Source organism: Shinella fusca, from assembly GCF_014203155.1.
GTDB classification, from domain to species: domain Bacteria; phylum Pseudomonadota; class Alphaproteobacteria; order Rhizobiales; family Rhizobiaceae; genus Shinella; species Shinella fusca.
In genome coordinates this window covers 16,603-38,597 of the sequence record NZ_JACHIK010000006.1, presented here as the reverse complement: position 1 = coordinate 38,597, position 21,995 = coordinate 16,603, and the positions used below count along the sequence as shown (strand labels likewise).

General features: G+C 65.4%; 22 protein-coding genes. 7 read left to right on the top strand and 15 right to left on the bottom strand.

The genetic code is table 11. The features are described 5' to 3' along the window. Nucleotides 1–8: 8 nt before the first annotated feature. On the bottom strand, nucleotides 9–1,262 hold the full coding sequence (locus HNQ66_RS10665) for a sarcosine oxidase subunit beta family protein (RefSeq protein WP_184143938.1): 1,254 nt from the start codon (nucleotides 1,260–1,262) through the stop codon (nucleotides 9–11). 331 nt (nucleotides 1,263–1,593) lie between these two features. On the opposite strand from HNQ66_RS10665, the gene rpsU reads away from it, so the two are divergent. Together rpsU and HNQ66_RS10655 are read left to right on the top strand one after the other, a co-directional pair. Then, the gene (gene rpsU / locus HNQ66_RS10660; RefSeq protein WP_119256642.1) at nucleotides 1,594–1,821 is read left to right on the top strand and encodes a 30S ribosomal protein S21; all 228 of its coding nucleotides are present in this window, start codon (nucleotides 1,594–1,596) and stop codon (nucleotides 1,819–1,821) included. A 222-nt stretch (nucleotides 1,822–2,043) separates the two neighbouring features. Beyond that, entirely contained in the window at nucleotides 2,044–2,937 is an 894-nt protein-coding gene (locus HNQ66_RS10655) for a tetratricopeptide repeat protein (RefSeq protein ID WP_184143936.1), read from the top strand. 83 nt (nucleotides 2,938–3,020) lie between these two features. On the opposite strand, the gene HNQ66_RS10650 is transcribed toward HNQ66_RS10655, so the two are convergent. The 6 genes from HNQ66_RS10650 to HNQ66_RS10625 form a co-directional block, all read right to left on the bottom strand. Next, entirely contained in the window at nucleotides 3,021–4,418 is a 1,398-nt protein-coding gene (locus tag HNQ66_RS10650) for an NAD(P)(+) transhydrogenase (Re/Si-specific) subunit beta (RefSeq protein WP_184143934.1), read from the bottom strand. 10 nt (nucleotides 4,419–4,428) lie between these two features. Then, entirely contained in the window at nucleotides 4,429–4,839 is a 411-nt protein-coding gene (locus tag HNQ66_RS10645) for an NAD(P) transhydrogenase subunit alpha part 2 (RefSeq protein WP_184143932.1), read from the bottom strand. After that, entirely contained in the window at nucleotides 4,839–5,996 is a 1,158-nt protein-coding gene (locus HNQ66_RS10640; protein WP_184143930.1) for a Re/Si-specific NAD(P)(+) transhydrogenase subunit alpha, read from the bottom strand. Before HNQ66_RS10640 ends, HNQ66_RS10645 begins: the two co-directional genes overlap by 1 nt. A gap of 84 nt (nucleotides 5,997–6,080) precedes the next feature. After that, nucleotides 6,081–6,305 carry an aa3-type cytochrome c oxidase subunit IV gene (locus tag HNQ66_RS10635; protein WP_184143928.1) on the bottom strand — a complete coding sequence of 75 codons (225 nt, stop codon included), beginning with the start codon at nucleotides 6,303–6,305 and terminating at the stop codon, nucleotides 6,081–6,083. A 251-nt stretch (nucleotides 6,306–6,556) separates the two neighbouring features. Beyond that, a complete protein-coding gene (locus tag HNQ66_RS10630; RefSeq protein ID WP_184143926.1) occupies nucleotides 6,557–7,333 on the bottom strand; it encodes an N-acyl amino acid synthase FeeM domain-containing protein in 777 nt (258 codons plus the stop codon). A gap of 176 nt (nucleotides 7,334–7,509) precedes the next feature. Next, entirely contained in the window at nucleotides 7,510–9,822 is a 2,313-nt protein-coding gene (locus HNQ66_RS10625) for a putative bifunctional diguanylate cyclase/phosphodiesterase (protein WP_184143924.1), read from the bottom strand. A 417-nt stretch (nucleotides 9,823–10,239) separates the two neighbouring features. Between HNQ66_RS10625 and HNQ66_RS10620 the strand changes: the two genes are divergently transcribed. Then, entirely contained in the window at nucleotides 10,240–11,019 is a 780-nt protein-coding gene (locus tag HNQ66_RS10620; protein ID WP_184143922.1) for a gamma-glutamyl-gamma-aminobutyrate hydrolase family protein, read from the top strand. Between the two features lie 5 nt (nucleotides 11,020–11,024). Here HNQ66_RS10620 and HNQ66_RS10615 read toward each other — a convergent pair whose 3' ends face one another. The 4 genes from HNQ66_RS10615 to HNQ66_RS10600 all read right to left on the bottom strand — a co-directional run bounded on the left by HNQ66_RS10615 (nucleotide 11,025) and on the right by HNQ66_RS10600 (nucleotide 14,115). Beyond that, on the bottom strand, nucleotides 11,025–11,432 hold the full coding sequence (locus tag HNQ66_RS10615) for a hypothetical protein (protein ID WP_184143920.1): 408 nt from the start codon (nucleotides 11,430–11,432) through the stop codon (nucleotides 11,025–11,027). A gap of 82 nt (nucleotides 11,433–11,514) precedes the next feature. Next, nucleotides 11,515–12,483, bottom strand: a complete 969-nt coding sequence (locus tag HNQ66_RS10610; RefSeq protein ID WP_184143918.1) for a 2-hydroxyacid dehydrogenase — start codon at nucleotides 12,481–12,483, stop codon at nucleotides 11,515–11,517. Between the two features lie 26 nt (nucleotides 12,484–12,509). After that, nucleotides 12,510–13,538: a substrate-binding domain-containing protein gene (locus HNQ66_RS10605; RefSeq protein ID WP_184143916.1), complete on the bottom strand. Its 1,029-nt coding sequence runs from the start codon at nucleotides 13,536–13,538 to the stop codon at nucleotides 12,510–12,512. 49 nt (nucleotides 13,539–13,587) lie between these two features. Then, entirely contained in the window at nucleotides 13,588–14,115 is a 528-nt protein-coding gene (locus tag HNQ66_RS10600) for a MarR family winged helix-turn-helix transcriptional regulator (protein ID WP_184143913.1), read from the bottom strand. A gap of 95 nt (nucleotides 14,116–14,210) precedes the next feature. Here HNQ66_RS10600 and HNQ66_RS10595 point away from each other — a divergent pair, with 95 nt between their 5' ends. The 3 genes from HNQ66_RS10595 to HNQ66_RS10585 all read left to right on the top strand — a co-directional run bounded on the left by HNQ66_RS10595 (nucleotide 14,211) and on the right by HNQ66_RS10585 (nucleotide 17,221). Continuing rightward, nucleotides 14,211–15,002 carry a creatininase family protein gene (locus HNQ66_RS10595; protein ID WP_184143911.1) on the top strand — a complete coding sequence of 264 codons (792 nt, stop codon included), beginning with the start codon at nucleotides 14,211–14,213 and terminating at the stop codon, nucleotides 15,000–15,002. 85 nt (nucleotides 15,003–15,087) lie between these two features. Beyond that, nucleotides 15,088–16,194 carry a CobW family GTP-binding protein gene (locus tag HNQ66_RS10590; protein ID WP_184143909.1) on the top strand — a complete coding sequence of 369 codons (1,107 nt, stop codon included), beginning with the start codon at nucleotides 15,088–15,090 and terminating at the stop codon, nucleotides 16,192–16,194. Nucleotides 16,195–16,231: 37 nt separating this feature from the next. Further along, nucleotides 16,232–17,221, top strand: a complete 990-nt coding sequence (locus tag HNQ66_RS10585) for a WD40 repeat domain-containing protein (RefSeq protein ID WP_184143907.1) — start codon at nucleotides 16,232–16,234, stop codon at nucleotides 17,219–17,221. Between the two features lie 76 nt (nucleotides 17,222–17,297). On the opposite strand, the gene HNQ66_RS10580 is transcribed toward HNQ66_RS10585, so the two are convergent. Beyond that, a complete protein-coding gene (locus HNQ66_RS10580) occupies nucleotides 17,298–17,609 on the bottom strand; it encodes a hypothetical protein (RefSeq protein ID WP_246434276.1) in 312 nt (103 codons plus the stop codon). A 309-nt stretch (nucleotides 17,610–17,918) separates the two neighbouring features. Between HNQ66_RS10580 and HNQ66_RS10575 the strand changes: the two genes are divergently transcribed. Then, nucleotides 17,919–19,022, top strand: a complete 1,104-nt coding sequence (locus HNQ66_RS10575; RefSeq protein ID WP_184143905.1) for a porin family protein — start codon at nucleotides 17,919–17,921, stop codon at nucleotides 19,020–19,022. Nucleotides 19,023–19,025: 3 nt separating this feature from the next. On the opposite strand, the gene HNQ66_RS10570 is transcribed toward HNQ66_RS10575, so the two are convergent. From HNQ66_RS10570 to odc2, 3 genes are all read right to left on the bottom strand, one after another. Next, nucleotides 19,026–19,472, bottom strand: coding sequence for a glyoxalase superfamily protein (locus HNQ66_RS10570; RefSeq protein ID WP_184143903.1), 447 nt, complete (start codon nucleotides 19,470–19,472; stop codon nucleotides 19,026–19,028). Between the two features lie 182 nt (nucleotides 19,473–19,654). Beyond that, nucleotides 19,655–20,242: a GNAT family N-acetyltransferase gene (locus tag HNQ66_RS10565; RefSeq protein WP_184143901.1), complete on the bottom strand. Its 588-nt coding sequence runs from the start codon at nucleotides 20,240–20,242 to the stop codon at nucleotides 19,655–19,657. A gap of 93 nt (nucleotides 20,243–20,335) precedes the next feature. After that, nucleotides 20,336–21,469, bottom strand: coding sequence for an ornithine/lysine decarboxylase (gene odc2 / locus HNQ66_RS10560; protein WP_184143899.1), 1,134 nt, complete (start codon nucleotides 21,467–21,469; stop codon nucleotides 20,336–20,338). Nucleotides 21,470–21,995 lie beyond the last annotated feature (526 nt).

The following is a 21,995-nucleotide window of genomic DNA, read 5'->3' as shown; positions in this document are numbered from 1 at the left end:
AAATGAAATCAGTGAGCCACGGCCGCGGCCGCGGCCTCGTCGATGAGGCGGCCGGTGCGGAAGCGGTCGAGCGTCAGGCCGGACGCCAGCTTGTGCGGCTCGCCCTTCGCGATGAGGTGGGCGAAGAGGTGCGCCGAGCCCGGCGTCGCCTTGAAGCCGCCGGTGCCCCAGCCGCAATTGACGAAGAGGTTTTGAACCGGCGTCACGCCCTGGATCGCCGAGCGGTCCGGCGTGTTGTCGGTGATGCCGCCCCACTGGCGCATCATCTTGACGCGGCGGAACATCGGGAAGAGCTCGCAGATCGCGTCCAGCGTATGTGTGATGATCTGGAGGCCGCCGGTCTGCGAATAGGAATTGTACTGGTCCGTGCCCGCGCCGATGACGAGCTCGCCCTTGTCCGACTGCGAGATATAGGCATGCACCGAGTTGGACATGACGACGCACGGGAAGATCGGCTTCATCGGCTCGGAGACGAGCGCCTGCAGCGGCACGGAGTGCAGCGGCAGCTTGACGTCGGCCATCGCCATGATGACCGAGTTGTGGCCGGAGGCCGAAACGGCGATCTTCCTGGCGCCGATGAAGCCCTTCGAGGTCTCCACGCCCGTCACCGCGCCGTCCGGCCCGCGGCGGATGCCCTTGACCTCGCAGTTCTGGATGATGTGCACGCCGCGATCGGAAGCGGCGCGGGCATAGCCCCAGGCGACGGCGTCGTGGCGGGCCGTGCCGCCGCGCCGCTGGAGGGCCGCGCCGTTGATCGGGTAGCGGGCGGTCGCGGAGATGTCGAGCGGCGGGCAATAGTCCTTCGCCTGCTGCGGCGTCAGCCATTCGTTGTCGATGCCGTGCAGGCGATTGGCGTGGACATGGCGCTGGAAGGACTGCTTGTCGTGGACGTTATGCGACAGCATCATCACGCCGCGCGGCGAGTACATGACATTGTAGTTGAGGTCCTGGCTGAGGCCCTCCCAGAGCTTCAGCGAGTGCTCGTAGATGTCCATGCTCTCGTCATAGAGATAGTTCGAGCGGATGATGGTCGTGTTGCGGCCGGTATTGCCGCCGCCGAGCCAGCCCTTCTCGATCACGGCGACATTGGTGATGCCGTGCTCCTTGGCAAGGTAATAGGCAGCGCCGAGGCCGTGTCCGCCGCCGCCGACGATGATCACGTCGTATTCCTTGCGCGGTTCGGGCGAGGCCCATTGCGGCTCCCAACCCTTGTGGCCGCGCATCGCCTCGCGGGCGACGGCGAAAACCGAATATTTGCGCATTACCCAAGTCCTCAAATCTCGCCGGCCCCGCCGGCTGTTTCCTGCCCCGATAGAAAGCAAATCCTGATGGCGGACGCCGTATTCTTTGCGACGCATTCAGGCGTCCCTTGTACCACATGCGACATGAGCCGCGTCGATGGTTTTACGACGGTTTTCCCGGCCTTGTCCGCAAATATCCCGAGCATCTTTCCGCAAGAGACTGGACTTCTGCGCGTCCATCTGGTATCCGACGCCTCAATCGTCAGCCTTCCGGGCTGCGCGAACGTCACCTATTTGCCTGACGACCTTAAGGAATCGCCGGGCTGGCAACAATTAAAGGAACGGGATTCTCGTGCAGGTACTTGTCCGCGACAACAATGTTGATCAGGCTCTCCGCGCTCTCAAGAAGAAGATGCAGCGCGAAGGTATTTTCCGTGAAATGAAGATGCGCGACTATTACGAAAAGCCGTCGCAGAAGCGTGCGCGTGAAAAGGCCGAAGCCGTCCGTCGCGTCCGCAAGCTGGCCCGCAAGCGCGCCCAGCGCGAAGGCCTCATCGGCGGTCGTCCTGGCGCCCGTTGATCGGTCGTTTTTTCGACGTTTTCGAATGCAAGACCGGGCGGGGGCGAAGATTTCGCCGCCGCCTTTTTTCATGTGACCGGGACCCGTTCACCCTTGTGAAAGGCATCCCGTGCAATTCCAGGCCGGCGGCTGCGCCCATTTCCGGAATTGCCCTGAAGGCCGCAGCACTTTCTGCCCGCATGAGGCGCGACAGAAGCCCATTTTGAGGATTCGCACTTGGACATGACTGCATCCACCGGGTTCCCGACCGATCGTCTTTCTTCCTCCAATATGCGCATCTGCCGTCCCCTGATGGCCGCCGTCGCCGCCACGTCCCTCGCCCTCCTGCTTGCCGGCTGCCAGTCGACCACCTCGACGGATGTGCTGAAGGTCGAGCGCGTGCAGGGCTCGCAGGAGAACATCGCCTCGCTCTCGGCCGTCATCGCCGCCAACCCGCAGGATCCGGAAGGCTACAACGTGCGCGGCTCGGCCTATGGCCGCGCCGGCGAATATCGCCGCGCCCTCGACGACTTCAACCGCGCCATCGAGCTGAACCCGCGCTACTACCAGGCCTATGCCAACCGCGCGCTCGTCGAGCGCAGCATGGGCGACCAGGCGCAGGCCGCCGCCGACTACAACACGGCGCTCCAGCTCAACGCGAACTACGACGTCGCCTATATCGGCCGCGGCAACCTCTATCGCCAGGCCGGCCGCCTCGACGACGCCTTCCGCGACTTCAACCGCGCCATCCAGCTCGATACGACCGATCCGCGCGCCTATCACAACCGCGGCCTGATCTACCAGGCCCGCCGCCAGCACGACAAGGCGATCGAGGACTTCTCGAAGGCCATCTCGCTCTCGCCGAACTCGGCCGAGCCCTATAACGGCCGCGGCATCTCCTATGCGGCGCTCGGCGACGACGACAACGCGTTCTCGGATTTCAACACGGCCATCAACCTCGACGGCAAGCTGGCCGAATCCTGGTCGAACCAGGCGCTGATCTACGAGCGCCGCGGCGAGATGGCCAAGGCCGCCCGCTCCTATTCGCAGGCCCTGCGGCTCGATCCGAACTACAAGCCCGCCAAGGACGGCCTCGCCCGCACCAAGGGCGTCGCCGACACCGCAAAGCCCGCCTGACCGGCTGCGAAGCCTCAAATGCAAAAGCCCGCGACATGGTCGCGGGCTTTTTCGTCGTGGAAGGCGGCGGCCGCCGCCGGACCTCAGTGGTTCATCGCCTTGACGATGTCTTCCGTCATCTTCTTGGCGTCGCCGAGCAGCATCATCGTGCCGTCCTTGTAGAACAGCGTGTTGTCGATGCCGGCATAGCCGGAGCCCAGCGAACGCTTGACGAAGAGGCAGGTCTTGGCCTTGTCGACGTCGAGGATCGGCATGCCGTAGATCGGCGAGGACTTGTCGTCGCGCGCGGCCGGGTTCGTCACGTCGTTGGCGCCGATGACATAGGCGACGTCGGCCTGTGCGAATTCCGAGTTGATATCTTCCAGCTCGAAGACCTCGTCATAGGGCACGTTGGCTTCAGCGAGCAGCACGTTCATGTGGCCGGGCATGCGGCCGGCGACGGGGTGGATCGCGTATTTCACCTCGACGCCCTGCTCCTTCAGCTTGTCGGCAAGCTCGCGCAGCGCATGCTGGGCCTGCGCCACCGCCATGCCGTAGCCCGGCACGATGATGACCTTGGAGGCATTCGACATGAGGAAGGCCGCGTCGTCGGCAGAACCCTGCTTGACCGTGCGCTGGATGCCGTCGTCGGCTGCCGCCGCCGTCTCGCCGCCGAAACCGCCGAGGATGACCGAGACGAACGAGCGGTTCATGCCCTTGCACATGATGTAGGAGAGGATCGCGCCCGAGGAGCCGACCAGCGCGCCGGTGATGATGAGCGCAAGGTTGCCAAGCGTGAAGCCGATGCCGGCCGCCGCCCAACCCGAATAGGAGTTGAGCATGGAGACGACGACGGGCATGTCCGCCCCGCCGATCGGCACGATGATCAGCACGCCGAGGACGAGCGCCAGCGCGACGATCAGCCAGAAGGCCGTGTGGCTCTCGGTTGCCGCAAGGACGACGATGAGGACGACCACGGCGGCAAGCAGCGCCGCGTTGACGGCGTGGCGCATCGGCAGCAGGATCGGCTTGCCGGACATGCGCCCGTCGAGCTTGAGGAAGGCGATGATCGAGCCGGTGAAGGTGATCGCGCCGATGGCGACGCCGAGCGCCATCTCGACGAGCGCCTGGCCGTGGATCTCGCCGACCGCGCCGATGCCGAAGGAGACCGGCGAATAGAGCGCGGCCGCGGCCACCAGCACGGCGGCAAGGCCGACGAGCGAGTGGAAGCCGGCGACGAGCTGCGGCATCGAGGTCATCGGGATGGAGCGGGCGATCCAGGCGCCGGCGCCCCCGCCGATGGCAAGGCCGAGCACGATGAGCACGAGGCCGCCGAAGGAGGGCGTCGCCAGCAGCAAGGTCGTGCCGATGGCGATGCCCATGCCGACCATGCCGAGCGTGTTGCCGCGCCGGCTGGTCGTCGGGTGCGAAAGGCCCCTCAGCGCCATGATGAAGAGCACGCCGGAGACGAGATAGAGGAAGGCTGCGAAGTTTGCGTTCATCGGGCCGGCCTCACTTGTCTTTTTTCTTGTACATCGCCAGCATGCGCTGGGTGACGAGGAAGCCGCCGAAGATGTTGACGGAGGCAAGGATCAGCGCGACGAAGCCGAAGCCGGTCGCAACGCCCGAAAGCGAGATGCCGACGGCAAGCAGCGCGCCGACGACGATGACCGACGAGATCGCGTTGGTGACGGCCATCAGCGGCGTGTGCAATGCCGGCGTCACCGACCAGACGACGTAGTAGCCGACGAAGATCGACAGTACGAAGATCGCCAGGCGGAACACGAAGGGATCGATCGCCCCGCCGGAAACGCCGTGCGCCACGGCGCCCGCCGCATCCGGCACATATTCGGAAGCGGCGCGGACGGCCTCCACGGCCCGGTCGAGATCGGTGAGCGCCTTGTCCAGAAGTTCGTTCGCCATCACTTGCCCTCCCCTTCATGAACCGCGGCGCCGCCGAAGTTCGGATGGACGACCGACCCGCCATGGGTCAGCATCGTCGCCTTGACCAGCTCGTCCTCGGCATTGACCGAGACCGACTTCGTCTCCTTGTCGACCATGGTCTCCAGGAACGTGAAGAGGTTCTTGGCGTAGAGCGCCGAGGCGGAGGCTGCGATGCGGCCCGGCACGTTGAGGTAGCCGATGACCTTGACGCCCTCGACCTCGACGACCTTTCCGGCCTCCGAGCCCTCGATATTGCCGCCGCGCTCGACGGCGAGGTCGACGGCGACGGAGCCGGTCTTCATGGCGGAGAGCATCTGCCGCGTCACGAGGCGCGGGGCCGGGCGGCCGGGGATCAGCGCGGTGGTGATGACGATGTCCTGCTTGGCGATGTGGTCGGCGACGAGCGCCGCCTGTTTCGCCTGGTATTCCTTGGACATTTCCTTGGCATAGCCGCCGGCGGTCTCGGCCGCCTTGAACTCGTCGTCCTCGACGGCGATGAATTTTGCGCCGAGCGAGGCGACCTGCTCCTTGGCGGCGGGGCGCACGTCCGTCGCCGAGACGGCGGCGCCGAGGCGCCGCGCGGTGGCGATGGCCTGAAGGCCCGCGACGCCCGCCCCCATGACGAAGACCTTGGCGGCCGGCACGGTGCCGGCGGCGGTCATCATCATCGGCATGGCGCGGTCGAACTCGTAGGCCGCGTCGATGACGGCCTGGTAGCCGGCAAGGTTGGCCTGCGAGGACAGGATGTCCATCGACTGGGCGCGCGTGATGCGCGGCATCAGCTCCATGGCGAAGGCGGTGAGCCCGGCCTTCGCCATCTCGGCGATGGCGGCCTCGTTGCCGTAGGGATCCATGGTGGCGATGACGATGGCGCCGGGCTTGTAGGTGGAAATCTCCGCCGTCGTCGGGCGGCGCACCTTGAGCACGACGTCGGCAGCTTTCGCCTCCTCCGGCCCGACGATTCGGGCGCCGGCGGCCTCGTAGTCGGCATCGAGGATGCGCGAGGCAAGACCCGCGCCGGCCTCGACCAGAACATCGAGCCCGAGGGCCTTCATTTTCTTGACTGTTTCGACGGAACCGGCGACGCGGCCTTCAGCCGGATCGCTTTCCCGCGCGACAAAAACACACTGACTCAAACCGTGGTCCTCCCCCCGAGACTGGCCGTGTTGGATCACGGCGCCGGATGGCGCCGCGGCACATCATGGATGCGGCTTTTCAGATCAACGCAGGGCGAAGAAGCCGACGACGTTGAGGATGACGAAGAGCACGAAGGCGCTGAAGAAGCCGGCGCTGGTGAAGAAACCGGCCGCCATGGCGATGAGCAGCGTCACGCAGAACATCGTGCCGAACTTGGCGGCGTTGACGAAGAAGCCGTAGGTCTTCTCGTGCTCGGGATAATCCATCGCCGCGCCCAGCTCGACGGGTCCGTTGTGATGTTCAGCCATAGTCACCTTCTCCTAAGCAGCCGCACCCGCCAGCCGGAAAACTCCACCCGATGAGCGCCGATATAGGCCGGAACCGGAACGGTCCGGCGATTCCCTCAAGCGCGAAAGCGCGCGTCTTTCAGGCCATACACAATGGACAGGCAAAGCGCAACGGCAGGAGGGGACGAGGTTCGGACCCGGCAACGTTTCCGAAACGGAACGGGCCGGTTTCCTGCAAAACCGGCCCGGCATGCGACATCTGGGCGCAAGCCCTATCCGGCGTAGGCGCTGCCGGAAAGCGCGATCCGGCCATGGCCGGAATGGGCGCGCCGGGCGCTCGGGCGCACGGTGAGCGGGCTGAAAGGCATCTCCTCGCCGCGGGCGAACAGCATGCGCCGCTCGTAGGGCTCCGACATGAAGAAGGGGAAGCGCGCATAGAGCGAGGAGCGCACGTCCTTGCAGCGCGTCGCCATCAGCATCAGGTCGATGATGAACTTGCCCTGCCGGCTCTTCGGCGAGGCGACGAAATCGCCGTCGAAGACGCGCCGGTAGAAGGCCGCATGCGCCGGCTTGACCATCTGGAGGACGCGGTCGGCATCGAAATAATCCGCCGCCATCGTCGCAAGGCGCAGCGTCAGATACGGGATCGCCGGCATCTCGCTCCAGATTTCCGGATCGGCGGCAAGGCGGACCGGATCGATCAGCGACATGCCCGCATCGAGGAACGCCGTGATCTCGTCCGGAAAGACCTTGCCCGAGGAGGTGACGCGATGGTCCGGCGTCACATGGTGCAGGCGCACGGTCGAGATCAGCCGCTCCTCGTGATAGACGCCGAAGACATAGGCGTTGCTGTCGAAATCGACCTCGTCGATGAGCAGGTGCGAATCTTCCGCAAGATGCATGACGCTGCCGGCCTTGTAGGCCTTGTAGCGCACGCGCGCGACGTCTTCCATGTCCTCGCTCGTTTCCACCCGCCGGTATTCCACCTTGTCGAGCAGTCCGAGAAGCTTCTCGGAAAAGCGATTGTTCGCCATTTCCCCGTTGTCCATTGCCCCGCATCCCCGATTGAAAGCCGGCCGCATCCTGCCGCTGGCTTCATATTCTTCGATATAGGACAATTTGTGTAAAATACTATTCATTAACCTTAATATATGGTTAACGCTAATTTTGAAGAAACTGATAAATCAGATGGATTTATACAGCCGTTCAACAGGGGAAGGGATAATCAGGCGACGCGGGCGCCGCGGCGGCGGGTTTCGCCGGCCTTGCGGGCGGCAAGGCTCTCAAAGCGGTCACGCAGCGCATCGGGAGACATGGGCGCGGCGAAGACATAGCCCTGCACGAGATCGGCGCACTGGTACTTCCTGATGAGCGCGAGCTGCTCCTGCGTCTCCACGCCCTCGATGACGATCCGCAGCCCCAGTTCCCGCGACAGGTTGACCGTGCCGCGCAGGAGCTTGAAGCGGCGCGCGTCCTCGCCGATGTTGCGCACGAAGGACCGGTCGATCTTGATGACGTCGAGCGGAAGCTGGTCGAGATAGCTGAGGCTGGAATAGCCCGTGCCGAAATCGTCGATGGCGATGGTGATGCCGCGTGCGCGCAGTTCCTGGAGCACCGCCTGCACTTTCACCGGCTCCTCCATCAGGCAGCTCTCGGTGACTTCCAGATGCAGCCGGTGCGGCGCGAGCCCTGCCGTCTCCAGCGCCTCGGAGACGAGGGCGACGATGCCGGTGCCGCGCAGGTCCTGCACCGAAAGGTTGACGGAGACCCCCATATGATCCGGCCAGGTCGCGCAGTCCGCGCAGGCCCGCAGGATCATGAAGCGCGTGATCTCGGAGACGATGCCCATCTCCTCGGCGATCTGGATGAAGACGTTCGGCGCCACCGGCCCGCGCTCGGGATGCGTCCAGCGCGACAGGGCCTCGCAGCACTCGATGCGCGAGCCGTCCGGCACGAACATCGGCTGGTAGGCGACCGACAGCGCATTATCCTCGATGGCCTGCCGCAGGTCGTCCTTCAGCTTCTGGCGGTCCATGTAGCGCGCGTCCATCTCCTGTTCGAAGACGGTGACGCTGCCCTTGGCACGCGACTTGGTCTCGAACAGCGCGAGGTCGGCGCGGATCTGCATCTCCTCCAGGCGGAACGCATCGCTCGCCACCGTCACGCAGCCGGCGCTGAAGGAAACGATGACCGTCACGCCGTCGAAATCGTAGCTGCCGCGCAACTGCTCGTGGAAGCGGCGCATCCGCGCCTCGAGATCGCGCCGGTTCGTCTCGTTCGGGAAGAACAGGATGAACTCGTCGCCCATCAGGCGCCCGACGATGACCTTGTCGCCGGCGAGCCGCCGCAGGCGCTCGGCGATGGCGCAGAGCAGCCGGTCGCCCGTCACATGCCCCTTCATGTCGTTGACATGCTTGAAGTCGTCGACGTCGACCACCATGAAGCCCACGAGGCCCGGCTTCCTGCGCTCGGCAAGCGCCTCCTGCAGGAGATCGGCGAAATAGGTGCGGTTCGGCAGGCCCGTGAGGGTGTCGTAGCGCACCATGTGCAGGATCTTCTTTTCCGCCCTGACGCGTGCCGTCACGTCCTCGAAGATGAGGACGGCGCCGCCGTTTTCACGCGGGGCGGCGGTGAATTCGAGATAGAGGCCGTCCGTCACCTGCACGAGCGCGCGCGAGCGCTCGCCCCTCAGCAGCTCGCCGAGCTGGCGCAGGATCGCCTTGCTCTGCTCGGCGTTGAAGAAGGTGTTGCGCACGCCGTAGCGCAGCACGACGTCGAGGTGGCAATCCTTCAGGCGCTCCTGGCTGCCGAGATGCAGGAGCTCGCAGGCCCGCCGGTTGGCGACGAGGATGCGCTGGTCCGCATCCAGCATGAAAAGGCCGTGCGGCATGTTGTTGAGCGCGGTGTCGAAGCGGTCGGCGATGGTCGCGAGTTCCCGGGCGGCCAGCACGTTCTCGTAGAGGAAGGTCCGCACGCCGTTCGCCATGGTGCGCGTCGTCATCGCGAAGGGCAGGACCAGCGAGGCGAGTACCGCATGGTAGAAATCCTGCAGGCCCAGGAAGCCGATCACGATGGGAAAGCAGGCGGCGAAGACCATGTAGTTGACGGCACGCGGCGAGCCGTAGTTGCGGCCGACGACGGAGACCATGGTGGCGAGCGTCACGGAGATGCAGGCGATCTCCGCGAAGCTGTCGCGGCTGACGATAAGGCTGTAGCAGCACGCCGTGCCGAGCGTCAGCGTCGTGCTGACGGCCCCGACATTGTACCAGTTCTCCCAGTAGCGGATGCCGGCCATGCCGAGCGCGGCCTTGTCCGCGCGGTCGAAGCGGCGCATGGCCTGGGCGCGCAGCGACCAGATGAGGACGATGAGCGCACTCCAGGCGAGGAAGAACGGATCGGCGGTCTTGGCGAAGACGAACGAGAACGTCACGACATGCGAAATCATGCCGACGAAAAGGGTCTGGCGGTTCCCGTACAGCGAGCTGACGAACGACAAATAGACATCGGCCGGCAGCGTGTTCTGACCCTTATCCTTCATGGACTCGGCACTCCTATGGCGAGTGAGGGTTACCGGCCAAAATTTAATGAATGATTTCGGGAGATTACCCAATAAGAAGGGGTATTCGGGGGATTATTGCACGCGCGTTCAACTAAAAGGGGATACATTCAACCAGGTCTTGTAGGAATGGCATAATTTTTGACTATACTCAACTTAACATGGAAGAAGGACGCAATTTTATGTCTTCGAAGCGTCATAGTCTTGCTTTCCATCAAATGCGCGAAGCCTTCTCTGCAATCGGTGTTTGCAATCGCGTGGTTAATGCTTCCGGTCCTTCCCCATCCCCAGATCTGGCCATATCCGGCATCCTGTCGTCATTTCGCCGGAAAGAGGGAATTGACTGCCGCCGGATTTGATATCAAATCCTTGTTTGGTATTTCTTTCCCGGAGCCCATTATGTCCAAACCCGTCGTCGCCATTCCCGCCGATATCCGGGAGATCGAAGGCAACGTCTGGCAGGCCACGCCCAACCAGTACGTGCGCGCCGCGGTCAAGGGCGCGGACGTTACCGTCTTCCTCGTTCCGGCGCTCGAAACCGACAACGATTTCGACGGCATCCTCGACCGGGTGGACGGGCTCCTCGTCAGCGGCTCGCGCACCAACGTGCACCCCTCGCTCTACGGCAAGGAGGCGACGGACGCGGAAGGCCCCTACGACATGGCGCGCGATGCGACCAGCCTGCCGCTCATCAAGCGCGCGCTCGAGCGCGGCATTCCGCTGCTCGCCATCTGCCGCGGCATCCAGGAGCTGAACGTCGCGCTCGGCGGCACGCTCGCCAACGAGATCCAGGAACAGCCTGGCGTATGGGACCACCGCAAGCCCGACACGCCCGTGCTCGACGTCGCCTACGGCATCCGCCAGAAGATCACGGTCAAGGAGGGAAGCTGTCTTGCGGCCGTGATCGGCGCAGGCGAGGTGCAGGTCAATTCGCTGCACCGGCAGGCGATCTCCGAAATGGCGCCGCGCCTTGCCGTGGAAGCGGTCGCGGACGACGGCACGATCGAGGCCGTCTCCGTCATCGGCGCGAAGGCCTTCGCCGTCGGCGTCCAGTGGCACCCGGAATACTGGGTCGGCTCCGACCAGCCGTCCAACAGGCTCTTCGCCGCGTTCGGCGAGGCCGTGCGCGACTATGCCGCCGCGAAAGCCGGCATCCTGCACCGGACGGCGGCCGAGTAGGAATTCTAGTCGGCGGCCACCATCGTCACCATCGCATCGGCGGGCTCCACCGCCTCATAGGCCAGCCCGTCGCCGTCGACGACGGTAAGGATCGCCTCGCCCTGCGCATCCGTGACGACGATCGTGCCGTCGCCATTGTTCGTCCAGGTGCGGGCGGCCGAAAGGCCGGGCCAGACGCTGTCGCAATCCTTGTCCGCGGTGAAAAGCGCGCTGCGGCTGGAAATGGCCTTGCCGCGCTCGGCAAGGCAGGCCGTCTTGGCCACCACGTTGGAGATCGTATAGCTGTGGGCGCTGCCGGCCGCCGGAATGGAGCCGGAGACCATGGGGTCGATCCCCTCGCCGCGAAGGCTCGCAAATCCCAGGCCGCCCAGCGCCGCGGCGCCCGCAAGGACGGCGATCGTCAAGGTCTTCATGGGGCGCTCCTTCATCCACTGCTCGATGCGCGAAGGATGCGCCCGCAAGATTGCGGAATGGTTAACGAAGGCTTTCCAGCCCCTACCCTGCTTTTCGCGTAAAAGGTGTCTCCGGCACCGGCGTCAACGCAGCGCCGTGCCCGAACCAGGCGACAAGGTTGTCCGCCACCAGGTCGGCCATGGCGTTGCGCGTTGCGACCGAGGCGGAAGCCACATGCGGCAGTAGGGAGACGTTCGGCAGGTCGAGCAGCGCATCGGGGACGTTCGGCTCGTCGTAGAACACATCGAGCCCCGCCCCGGCGATCACGCCCTCACGGAGCGCCGAAACCAGTGCATCCTCGTCCACCGTCCAGCCACGACCGACATTGATCAACACGCCGTCCGGCCCGAGCGCCTTGAGCACGCCCGCGTCGATCGTCTTGTGCGTCTCCGCCGTCTTCGGCACGATGGCGATCAGCGTATCGACCGCCCCGGCGAGCGCCTCCAGGGAGGGATAATAGGCATAGGGCGCATCCGCGCGCGGACGGCGGGTGTGGTAGGCGATGGAGACGCCGAAACCCTTCAGACGCTCGGCAATGGCAAGGCCGATGCGCCCGAGCCCGTAGATGCCGACGCTGCGGCCGCGCAGGGTGAGCGGCGTCAGCGGAAAGGCGCCGTCGCGCTTCCAGCGCCCTGACCGCAGCCAGGCCTCGGCCTGCGGCAGCAGCCGCAGCGTGTTGAGGAGAAGGCCGATGGTCGTGTCGGCCACCTCGTCGTTCAGCACGTCCGGCGTGTTGGTGACGGCAATGCCGCGCGCCGCGGCCGCGCCGACGTCCACCCCGTCATAGCCGACCCCGAAGCTTGCGATGATCTCCAGCGCCGGCAGGTGCTCGATCAGCGCCGCCCCGAAGGCACCGGAGACGGCGGCGCCGGCGATGCTGGCGGCTTCCGAGCGGGCGAGAAGCGCCGGATCCGGCCGCTCGATGCGCACCACCTCGAAGGTCTCGCGCAAGCGTTCGAGCACCCGTTCGCGGATCGCGCCGGGCACGAGGATGCGGGTCTTGTCTGGCATGATGAAACGTTCCCTGCCTGAATGCCTCAGCCGTCGGAATGCGGCTTCAGCGGTCCGGTGGATTGCCGGATGCGCATTTCCGGCTTGATGAGATGGATGCCGTCCGGCTCGTGGCTGCCCGAGAGCTTGTCGAGCAATGCCCTTGCGGCGCTGCGGCCGACCTCGGACTGGCCGTTCCAGACGGTGGTAAGGGCGGGCGTGGCGATCGCCGCCTCCTCCAGGTCGTCGTAGCCGGTGACGGAGACGTCGCGGCCCGGCACGAGCCCGGCGCGGGCGATGCCGTTCATCAGGCCGATGGCGACGAGGTCGTTCCAGCAGACGGCGGCCGTCGGCTTCTGCGGCAGCGAGAGGAAATGCACCGCAGCCTCGAAGCCGCCCTGCTTGGTGCGGGGCCCGGGGATGCGCAAGCCGGGATCGACCTCGATATTGGCCTTGCGCAGCGCGTTGACATAGCCCTGGTAGCGGTCGCGGCCGGTCGAGGTCTGGTCCGTGCCGCCCACCATGGCGATCGTCCGGTGGCCGAGGCCGATCAGGTGGTTAGTGGCGAGCGAGATGCCGTAGCTGTCGTCGCCGCGGAAGATCGGCACGTCGAGCCCGTCGATGGAGCGGGCGATCAGGATCGCCGGCATGCCGTTGTCCTCGGCAAGGCGGATATCCTCCGGCGGCGTGCCGATGGCCGGCGACATGATCACCCCGTCGCCGCCGAGCTGCAGCAGCGTCTCGACGAAATTGCGCTGCTTCTCCACCGAATCGTAGTGGTTGGAAAGGATGAAAGTCTGCCGGTCGCGGTCGAGCTCGCTTTCGATGGCTTTCAGGATTTCCGCGTAGAACGGGTTCATGATGTCGTGCACGACGACGCCGATGATGCCCGAGCGCGACGTGCGAAGGCTCGCGGCACGGCGATTGTAGATATAACCGAGCGCGCGCGCCTGTTCCTTGATCCGCTCGCGCGTGAAGGCGGCCACCAGCGGGCTGTCCCTGAGCGCGAGCGACACCGTCGCCGTGGAAACGCCGAGCGTTTCCGCGATGGTGGATAGCTTTACCTTCTGTGCCACGATTCCTCCCGGTGAACGCGCAGCCTTTAAAACCGTTTATTTAAACAGTTTAAATTCCATCGGCAACCGCCTTTTCACCGGTTTCGGGCGTTGCGCCGTGCAGGTTCTCGTCCATGGCGCGCAGCAGCTTGAGGAGGTTGCGCACCTCCTTCTCGCTGAGGCCTTCGGCGGCCTGCCGCTCGCTGAGGCGTCCGGCTTCGGCGATGCGGTCGATGGAGGCGCGCCCGGCCTCGGTGAGGTGGACGACCGTCAGCCGGCCGTCGGTCTCGTCCGGCCGGCGCTCGACGAAGCCCTGCGCCTCCAGCCGACCGATGGTGCGCGTCATGGTCGGCGCCTTGACGCCGAGGCGGGCGGCGAGCGCCCCTGCGGTCATCCCGCCTTCCTCGGCAAGCGTGAGGATGACGCCGTCCTGGCCGGCATAAAGACCGGTGGCGATGAGGTTGCGCGAGAGCACCGTGCGCATGGAGCGCGCCGCGTTGACGACGGCGGCGGCAAGGCCCGCGCCCGAGACGGCCTCGTGCGCCTTTTTCTTCTTGGCCTTCTTCCCGTCCTTGCCGTCCTTGTGCTTCTTTCCCATCGATCGCCTCGCTAGAACGCGCTGCCCTTGCATCACGGGCCCGGCCCTGTATGACAGAGGACCAAGGCGGGCGGCAAGTCGGGATCGGAGAGAGCATGGCACATCCCAACCTGCGATGGACCGAAAACGACCTCACCCTGCCGACGGCCGAACGGGCCGACTGGATCGCCGTCCTGCCGCTCGGCGCTCATGAGGGCCACGGCCCCCACCTGCCGCTGGAGACGGACACGCTGATCGCGAACGGCATCGCCGAGCGGCTGATGGCCGTGCTGCCGCCGCACCTTCCCGTCACCTTTCTTCCGGCCGAGCCGGTCGGCTATTCGCCGGAGCATCTCGATGTGCCCGGCACGCGCTCGCTCGGCTATGCGGAGGCGATCGAGCGCTGGCTTGCCATCGCCGAAGACCTCCACCGCTTCGGCATCCGCAAGCTCGTGCTGCTCAACGCCCATGGCGGCAATTCGCCGCTGATGACCATCCTCGCCACCGAGGCGCGGGTGCGGCTGGACATGCTCGTCGTCGCCACCGCCTGGACCCGCTTCGGCCAGCCCGAAGGCTGGATCGCGCCGGAAGACAAGGCCATCGACATCCACGGCGGCGATATCGAGACTTCGGTGATGCTCGCCCTCCATCCCGATCTTGTGCGGATGGACAAGGCCGAGCGCTTCGGCTCGCGGCAGGCGGAGTTCGCGGCGCGCTTCGCTTATCTGCGCGCCTACGGCCCGCATGCCTTCGGCTGGAAGATGGCGGACCTCAACCCGAAGGGCGTTGCGGGCGATGCGAGCGCGGCGACGGCCGAAAAGGGCGAGCAACTGATCGCCCATGCGCTCCGCGGCCTCGTCGCCCTTCTCGAGGATGTCGCGGCCTTCGACGTCGAAACGCTTTGCTGACGGCATTTGCGCTGGCCCGTCCGATCTCCTATATCAGTCGCCAACCGGACGCCTTTACCGTCCCTGTTATCCGCTCGAGGTTCCCATGACCGAAACAGCCCTTCCCAAGCCCATTCCCGTCACCGTGCTCACCGGCTATCTCGGCGCCGGCAAGACGACGCTGCTCAACCGCATCCTCACCGGCAACCACGGCAAGAAATACGCCGTCATCGTCAACGAGTTCGGCGAGATCGGCATCGACAACGACCTCATCGTCGAGTCGGACGAGGAAATCTACGAGATGAACAACGGCTGCATCTGCTGCACCGTGCGCGGCGACCTCATCCGCGTGGTGGAGGGCCTGATGCGCCGCCCCGGCCGCTTCGACGCCATCGTCGTGGAGACCACCGGCCTTGCCGATCCGGTGCCGGTCGCCCAGACCTTCTTCATGGACGACGACGTGCGCCAGAAGACCGAGCTCGACGCCGTCGTCGCGCTGGTCGATGCCAAGCACCTGCCGCTGCGCCTGAAGGACAGCCGCGAGGCCGAGGACCAGATCGCCTTCGCCGACGTCGTGCTCGTCAACAAGACCGACCTCGTCACCCCCGAGGAACTGGCCAAGGTCGAGGCGACGGTGCGGGCCATCAACCCCTCCGCGCGCATCCACCGCACGACCCGCTCGGACATAGACCTCACCAAGGTCCTCGACCAGGGCGCCTTCAACCTGGAGCGGGCACTGGAAAACGATCCGCATTTCCTCGATCACGACCACCCGGACCATGTCTGCGGCCCCGATTGCGGCCACGACCATCATCATCACGATCATGACCACCATCACCACCATGATCATGATCACGACCATCACCACGACCACGATCATCATCACCACGACGCCTCGCCGATCCATGACGTGGCGGTGCAGTCGATCTCGCTGCGCGGCGGCGAGATGAACCCCGACCGCTTCTTCCCGTGGATCCAGAAGATCACCCAGACGGACGGCCCGAACATCCTGCGCCTCAAGGGCATCATCGCCTTTGCCGGCGACGACGAGCGCTATGTCGTGCAGGGCGTCCACATGATCGTCGAAGGCGACCACCAGCGCGCCTGGAAGGACGGCGAGAAGCGCGAAAGCCGCCTCGTCTTCATCGGCCGCGACCTCGACCGCGAGAAGATCGAACGCACCTTCAAGGCCTGCGAGGCACAGAAGGCATGAAGCCGGACGACACTCTGCGCATGAAAGACGAAGCCTGATGCCGACAGTCGCCCCTCTCGATCTCGACGGCCACGTCGTCGCGGCCGCCTTCCTCGGCGACGTGCCCTTCTTCGCCACCGCCTCCGGCGCCATCCACCGTCTCGATCACGGCCAGAAGGTCACCGAGGCGCATGACGGGCTGCTTGCCTGCGTGCGCGACGAGGCGAACGACACGCTGATCACCGGCGGCGAGGACGGCAAGGTGATGCGCATTGCCGCCGACGGCACCGCGACGCTGCTTGCCGAGGTGCCGCGCAAATGGATCTCCGTCGTCGCCGCCGGCCCGCAGGGCGCGGTCGGCTTCGCCGAGGGCCGCACGGCGCGCGTGCGCCTTGCCGACGGCACGATCAGGGAGTTTGCGGAAAGCCGCTCGGTGGAGGGCATCGCCTTCGCGCCGAAGGGCCTTCGCATCGGTGTCGCACGCTACAACGGCGTCTCGCTGCACTGGGTGGCGATGGCCGGCCAGCCCGTCGATCTCGAATGGAAGGGCGCCCATACCGGCGTCACCTTCTCGCCGGACGGCCGCTTCGTCGTCACCAGCATGCAGGAGAACGCCCTGCACGGCTGGAAGCTCGACAGCAAGCCCGGCGCCGACACGCGCCACATGCGCATGACCGGCTATCCGGCCAAGGTGAAGTCGCTCTCCTGGTCGGCCAAGGGCAAGTGGCTCGCCTCCTCCGGCGCGCCGGCCGCCATCGTCTGGCCCTTCGCGGCCAAGGACGGCCCGATGGGCAAGCCGCCGCTCGAACTCGGCACGCGCGCCGACGTCATGGTGACGGCCGTCGCCTGCCATCCGGCCGAGGACGTCGTCGCCATCGGCTATTCGGACGGCATGGTGCTTGCCGCGCGCTTCTCCGACAGCCGCGAGGTGCTGCTGCGCCGCCCCGGCAAGGGCGCCGTCACCTCCATGGCCTGGAGCCGCAACGGCAAGCTCCTCGCCTTCGCCAGCGAGGCGGGCGATTGCGGCGTGGTCGACCTCACCGGATAATCCCTCCATCATGCGAAAAACCCGGGAGAGCCAAGCTCTCCCGGGCCACTGACCGCGCGGGGCGGGGAAGGCGCGATCAGTGACGGCGATGCTTGCAGCCGCAATCGCTGCCGCCGGCACCGCCGAGGATACCCAGCACCGAGCCGTTGAGGACGCCCGACAGCGTGCCGTTGAGGTTGTTCGCGAGCACGCCGTTCAGCACCTTGTTGCCGTTGTTGTCGCTGAGGATGTTGCCGACGCCGAGGCCGACGCTCGGGGCGACGACGATGCTGCCCGTGCGGGTCTTGTTGCCGAGGATGCCGATCCCGAGCAGGCCGCCGGCCGACGCCTGGCTGGCGCCGGCAAAGGCGATGACGGTTGCGAGGGCGATGATGCGGGTCTTGTTCATGGTCTCTCTCCTTTGGTTGTGCACCTCATCGGTACGCAATCAAAGGTAATATAAGACCTGCTTTACTCAACCGGATTTCCCAGTCATAGCAAACAGTTAACCATAACAGTTACAAGTTTAACGATTCCCTACCGGATACAACTTTTAATACTATAAATTTCCGATCTAGATTGAAAATCAACCTATGGACGAATTTTTAACCATGCAACCCTAGGATTCCGTTTCGAAACCGGACAGGGGCAGAATCCGATGCGCTCTCTTCATGGCCTGCTTTTTGCGGCGCTGGCATGGGGCCAATGCAACCCGGCAATGGCCGATTCAACCGTGAACTACAGCTTCGGTGGCGGCCGGACATCGAACGTTTTCAAGGATACCACAGCGCTGCCGGCCTCCTTCGGCGAGGGAAAGGTCGCGCTGCGCGGCAGCTTCGACCTTGAGGACAGCCAATTCGCCTATGCGCTTACAGCGAGCGTGCGGCGCCTCGCCCGCTACCGTTTCGCCGACGAGCGGACGGTCGGGCTCGAAACCGGCTTCACCCGTGAGCTTGCCGAAGGCGTCCGCCTCACGCTGAAAGGCAGCATCGAGCAGCGGCGCGACGGCGACATCTTTCTTGCCCTGCCCGGCCTCCTGATCGGCTACCGCAAGGCCGATGTCGTCGCTTCCGCAAGCGCCGACCTGACGGTCGATCACGCTGGCGGCAAGAGCCACGTCACCGCCGCCCTCTCCAATCTCAACCGGGGCCTTGCGGAATTCACGCTTCCGGGCCTGCCCCGCACGCAGCTCGAAGCGGGCTATCGCCTCGCCACGCTCACGGCCGGCCATATCCTGCCTCTCTTCGGCGGCGAACTGGGCGCCACGGTGGAAGCCCGCACCAATAACATCCCCTCGAACGAGCAGCAGGTCTTCGAACGCTTCCCGGCAACGACGCTGCGCGGCTCGCTCGCCTACGGCCACGCCTTCGGTCCCGTCACGCTGATGGCGGAAGCCGGCCTCATGCGCGTTGCAAGCGACGCGCTCGGAACATCCGTCGAGCCCACCCGCCCCTACCTGAAGGCGGAACTTGCCGTCCGGCTCCCGCGGGAAACCGTGCTGAAGGCGACCTTCCTGCGCGATATCCAGCTTGCCGATATCGACGACCCGCTCGGCGAGGACGTGCGCACCATCGGCCTTTCGCTGGAAACGGCGCTGACGGAGAAGCTGAAGCTCGCCCTCGGCTACGAGGAGGCCCGCAGCGACTGGCTCTATTACGACTATCGCACCCGCACGCGCTCGGCGAAAGCGGCCTTCACCTATACCTTCGCCAAGAGCACCGCTGTGACTCTGGAATATAGCCGCCTCCTGCGCCACGAGACCGACCCGGCCGCCGACTTCACGGTCGACGGCCTTGCGGCCCGGCTTTCCGGCACGTTCTGAGGCTCACCACTCCAGCTCGAGATGCGGCCGGCCGTTGGAGGTCTTCTCCACCGTCCGCCCCGTCTCGTCCACGGTGCAGCTCACGCGCTGGCGGAAGACGGAGAAGCTGTCGAAGGTCGACACGTTCACCGGGGTGTCGAAATGCAGCGTCATGCGGTAGCGGCCGGGCTGGCTCGACATCGCCTGCACGCCGAGCACCTCGGCATCGAAGGGCTGGCCGAGATAGTGCCCGCGCACGCGCGCGCCGAGCATCCACGGATTGAACGGCGGCCGGTTGCCGACAGCCGCGTGCAGCGTGTTCCAGTCGCGATAGCCGTATTGCGCGGCGATGAGCTCCAGCGCACGGGAATGGGAAATACCCTGTCCTTCGCCGGAAAAGCGCGCGCGCAGCCGCTTTGCCTGGTCTTTCAGGGCGTCGAGGGATGGTAGTGGCGTCGAGGATGGACGCATGGCGGTTCTCCAGTCGGGCATGCGTCGTTTCGGAGGGGGCCCGCATTGCCGCCGGTTCGCATGCTGGATGCTGGAAGACCGATCGTATCGAAGAGAGACTTCACCAAAGCCGGAGGCTTGCGGACGGCAGGGGCTCTCACCCTGCCGGCCTGATAGCGCAAGCGCGCCGGCAAGTCAAACCGTCACGCCGCCCTGCGCTGCTCGCCCGCCAGCCGGGTGCCGCTTGCCACGAGAATGCCCGCCGCGCCGTCGAGCCAGCCGTCCTTCAGCTCCAGCGCCAGGAAGCGGCGGCGCTCGAAGGGGCCGGGCATGACGAGATGCCGCGCCTTGCCGGCGAAAAAGCCGAAGCGCTCGTAATATTCCGGATCGCCGACGAGCAGCACCGCGCCATGGCCGCGGCCCCGCGCCTCGGTGATCGCCGCGCGCATCAGCGCCCCGCCGATGCCCTTGCCCTCGTGCGCGCAATCGACGGCGAGGGGCCCGAGCAGCAGCGCCGGAACGGGATTGCCGTCCGCGTCGACGCCCGCCTCGACATTCCACAGCCGCACCGTGCCGATGACATGGCCGTCCGCATCGCGCGCGACGAGGGCAAGGCCTTCGGCCGGCAGGCGGCCGCGGCGCAGCTTTTCCGAGGACTTGCGGAAGCGCGCCTCGCCCATCACGCGGTCGAGCAGACGCTCGCGCGCGACGACGTCGCCGGCGTTCTCCCGGTCGATGGTGAAGGCGGCATGCGCGAAGAACGCGCGGACAGAATCAAGAACAGCGGCCATCTCCGGGCCTCCCGCACTCAAAACCGATTCAAACGGTATCTGGGACTGATTGTGAAGGACCGGCGCTCCCGCAGGGACGGGAGCGCCGGGTGGTCAGATGACGTAGGCCTTCAGCGGCTCGAAGCCGTTGAAGGCGACGGCCGAATAGGTCGTCGTATAGGCGCCGGTGCCCTCGATCAGGACCTCGTCGCCGATCGTCAGGGAGACCGGCAGCGGGTACATGTTCTTCTCGTACATCACGTCGGCCGAATCGCAGGTCGGGCCGGCGAGCACGCAGGGCTCCATCGCGTCCCGGTCGCGCTGCGTGCGGATCGGGTAGCGGATCGCCTCGTCCATCGTCTCGGCAAGGCCGCCGAACTTGCCGATGTCGAGGAAGACCCAGCGGTGGTTGTCGTTGTCCGACTTCTTCGAGACGAGGACGACTTCCGCCTTGATCACGCCCGCATTGCCGACCATGCCGCGGCCCGGCTCGATGATGGTTTCCGGGATCTGGTTGCCGAAGTGCTTCTTCAGCGCGCCGAAGATCGCCTGGCCATAGGCTTCCGCCGACGGCACGTCGCGCAGGTACTTCGTCGGGAAGCCGCCGCCCATGTTGACCATCTTCAGTTCGATGCCCTGCTTGGCAAGCTGCACGAAGACGCGCTTGGCATCGGCGAGCGCCGAATCCCAGGCGTCGAGCTTCGTCATCTGCGAGCCGACATGGAACGAGACGCCGTAGGAGGCAAGGCCGAGCTGGTGGGCGTAGACGAGCACGTCGACGGCCATCTGCGGCACGCAGCCGAACTTGCGCGAGAGCGGCCATTCGGCGCCCTCGCCGTCCGTCAGGACGCGGCAGAACACGCGGGCGCCGGGGGCGGCCCGGGCGATCTTCTCGACTTCCTCGTGGCTGTCGACGGCAAAGAGCGAGACGCCGAGCGCATGGGCCTTGGCGACGTCGCGTTCCTTCTTGATCGTGTTGCCGAAGGAGATGCGCGAGGCGGTCGCGCCGGCGTCGAGCGCCATTTCGATCTCGGCGACGGACGCGCAATCGAAATTGGAGCCCATGCTGGCGAGAAGGCGCAGGATTTCCGGCGCCGGGTTGGCCTTCACGGCATAGTAGATCGCGCTGTCCGGCAGCGCGTGGCGGAAGGCCTTGAAATTGTCGCGCACGACATCGAGGTCGACCACAAGGCAGGGACCGTCGGGACGTCGGGTGTTCAGGAAGTCGATAATACGTGCAGAAGCCATCTCGGTATTCCCCATATCCAGCTTTCTCCGGGAAAACCCGGAGGACAAAGGGCAGATGCGGCAACGCGTTGGAACCAGCCGGTGGAGACCCCGGAACCAAGCATGCGCATATGCGCGAACGGTGAACCGAAGCCCGCCTAGGCTTCAATTCGCTTTGTCTGCCATGGATTGGTGGGAGAACCCGACCGCACGTCCGGCAATGAAGGTGTGCCTCTTCAGTAACCCCGGCTGATGGAAAGCCGGCAGACACCAGAAAGGCCCGCACCGTCGTTGCTTCAAGATGTCCTCGCATGTCCGGTTGGCCGGAAGTGCGACTGGAGCGGTTAGGTCCAGGTACCTTACCGATGATCCTCACCAAATCGAGGGTCGGCGGACACCCACAGGCACGTGCGACTTTGGGCAAGCGCGGAGATAAGGAGAATCGCTGTCGTAATCAAGAGGTTTTTTGAACTTGCCTATTGAAAATATTCCCCGAGCCACGACATTCGCGAAACTGGTTTTTTGACACATTTCTTATGCACCGGGG

Coding starts and splice junctions, on each gene's coding strand:
- HNQ66_RS10665 (WP_184143938.1), bottom strand. CDS start 1,262: ATGCGCAAATATTCGGTTTTCGCCGTCGCCCGCGAGGCGATGCGCGGC.
- HNQ66_RS10615 (WP_184143920.1), bottom strand. CDS start 11,432: ATGAAGACCTTGACGATCGCCGTCCTTGCGGGCGCCGCGGCGCTGGGC.
- HNQ66_RS10655 (WP_184143936.1), top strand. CDS start 2,044: ATGACTGCATCCACCGGGTTCCCGACCGATCGTCTTTCTTCCTCCAAT.
- HNQ66_RS10635 (WP_184143928.1), bottom strand. CDS start 6,305: ATGGCTGAACATCACAACGGACCCGTCGAGCTGGGCGCGGCGATGGAT.
- HNQ66_RS10630 (WP_184143926.1), bottom strand. CDS start 7,333: ATGGACAACGGGGAAATGGCGAACAATCGCTTTTCCGAGAAGCTTCTC.
- HNQ66_RS10565 (WP_184143901.1), bottom strand. CDS start 20,242: ATGGCCGCTGTTCTTGATTCTGTCCGCGCGTTCTTCGCGCATGCCGCC.
- HNQ66_RS10645 (WP_184143932.1), bottom strand. CDS start 4,839: ATGGCGAACGAACTTCTGGACAAGGCGCTCACCGATCTCGACCGGGCC.
- HNQ66_RS10580 (WP_246434276.1), bottom strand. CDS start 17,609: ATGAACAAGACCCGCATCATCGCCCTCGCAACCGTCATCGCCTTTGCC.
- HNQ66_RS10625 (WP_184143924.1), bottom strand. CDS start 9,822: ATGAAGGATAAGGGTCAGAACACGCTGCCGGCCGATGTCTATTTGTCG.
- HNQ66_RS10620 (WP_184143922.1), top strand. CDS start 10,240: ATGTCCAAACCCGTCGTCGCCATTCCCGCCGATATCCGGGAGATCGAA.
- HNQ66_RS10595 (WP_184143911.1), top strand. CDS start 14,211: ATGGCACATCCCAACCTGCGATGGACCGAAAACGACCTCACCCTGCCG.
- HNQ66_RS10610 (WP_184143918.1), bottom strand. CDS start 12,483: ATGCCAGACAAGACCCGCATCCTCGTGCCCGGCGCGATCCGCGAACGG.
- HNQ66_RS10650 (WP_184143934.1), bottom strand. CDS start 4,418: ATGAACGCAAACTTCGCAGCCTTCCTCTATCTCGTCTCCGGCGTGCTC.
- HNQ66_RS10600 (WP_184143913.1), bottom strand. CDS start 14,115: ATGGGAAAGAAGCACAAGGACGGCAAGGACGGGAAGAAGGCCAAGAAG.
- HNQ66_RS10575 (WP_184143905.1), top strand. CDS start 17,919: ATGGCCGATTCAACCGTGAACTACAGCTTCGGTGGCGGCCGGACATCG.
- odc2 (WP_184143899.1), bottom strand. CDS start 21,469: ATGGCTTCTGCACGTATTATCGACTTCCTGAACACCCGACGTCCCGAC.
- HNQ66_RS10590 (WP_184143909.1), top strand. CDS start 15,088: ATGACCGAAACAGCCCTTCCCAAGCCCATTCCCGTCACCGTGCTCACC.
- HNQ66_RS10570 (WP_184143903.1), bottom strand. CDS start 19,472: ATGCGTCCATCCTCGACGCCACTACCATCCCTCGACGCCCTGAAAGAC.
- HNQ66_RS10585 (WP_184143907.1), top strand. CDS start 16,232: ATGCCGACAGTCGCCCCTCTCGATCTCGACGGCCACGTCGTCGCGGCC.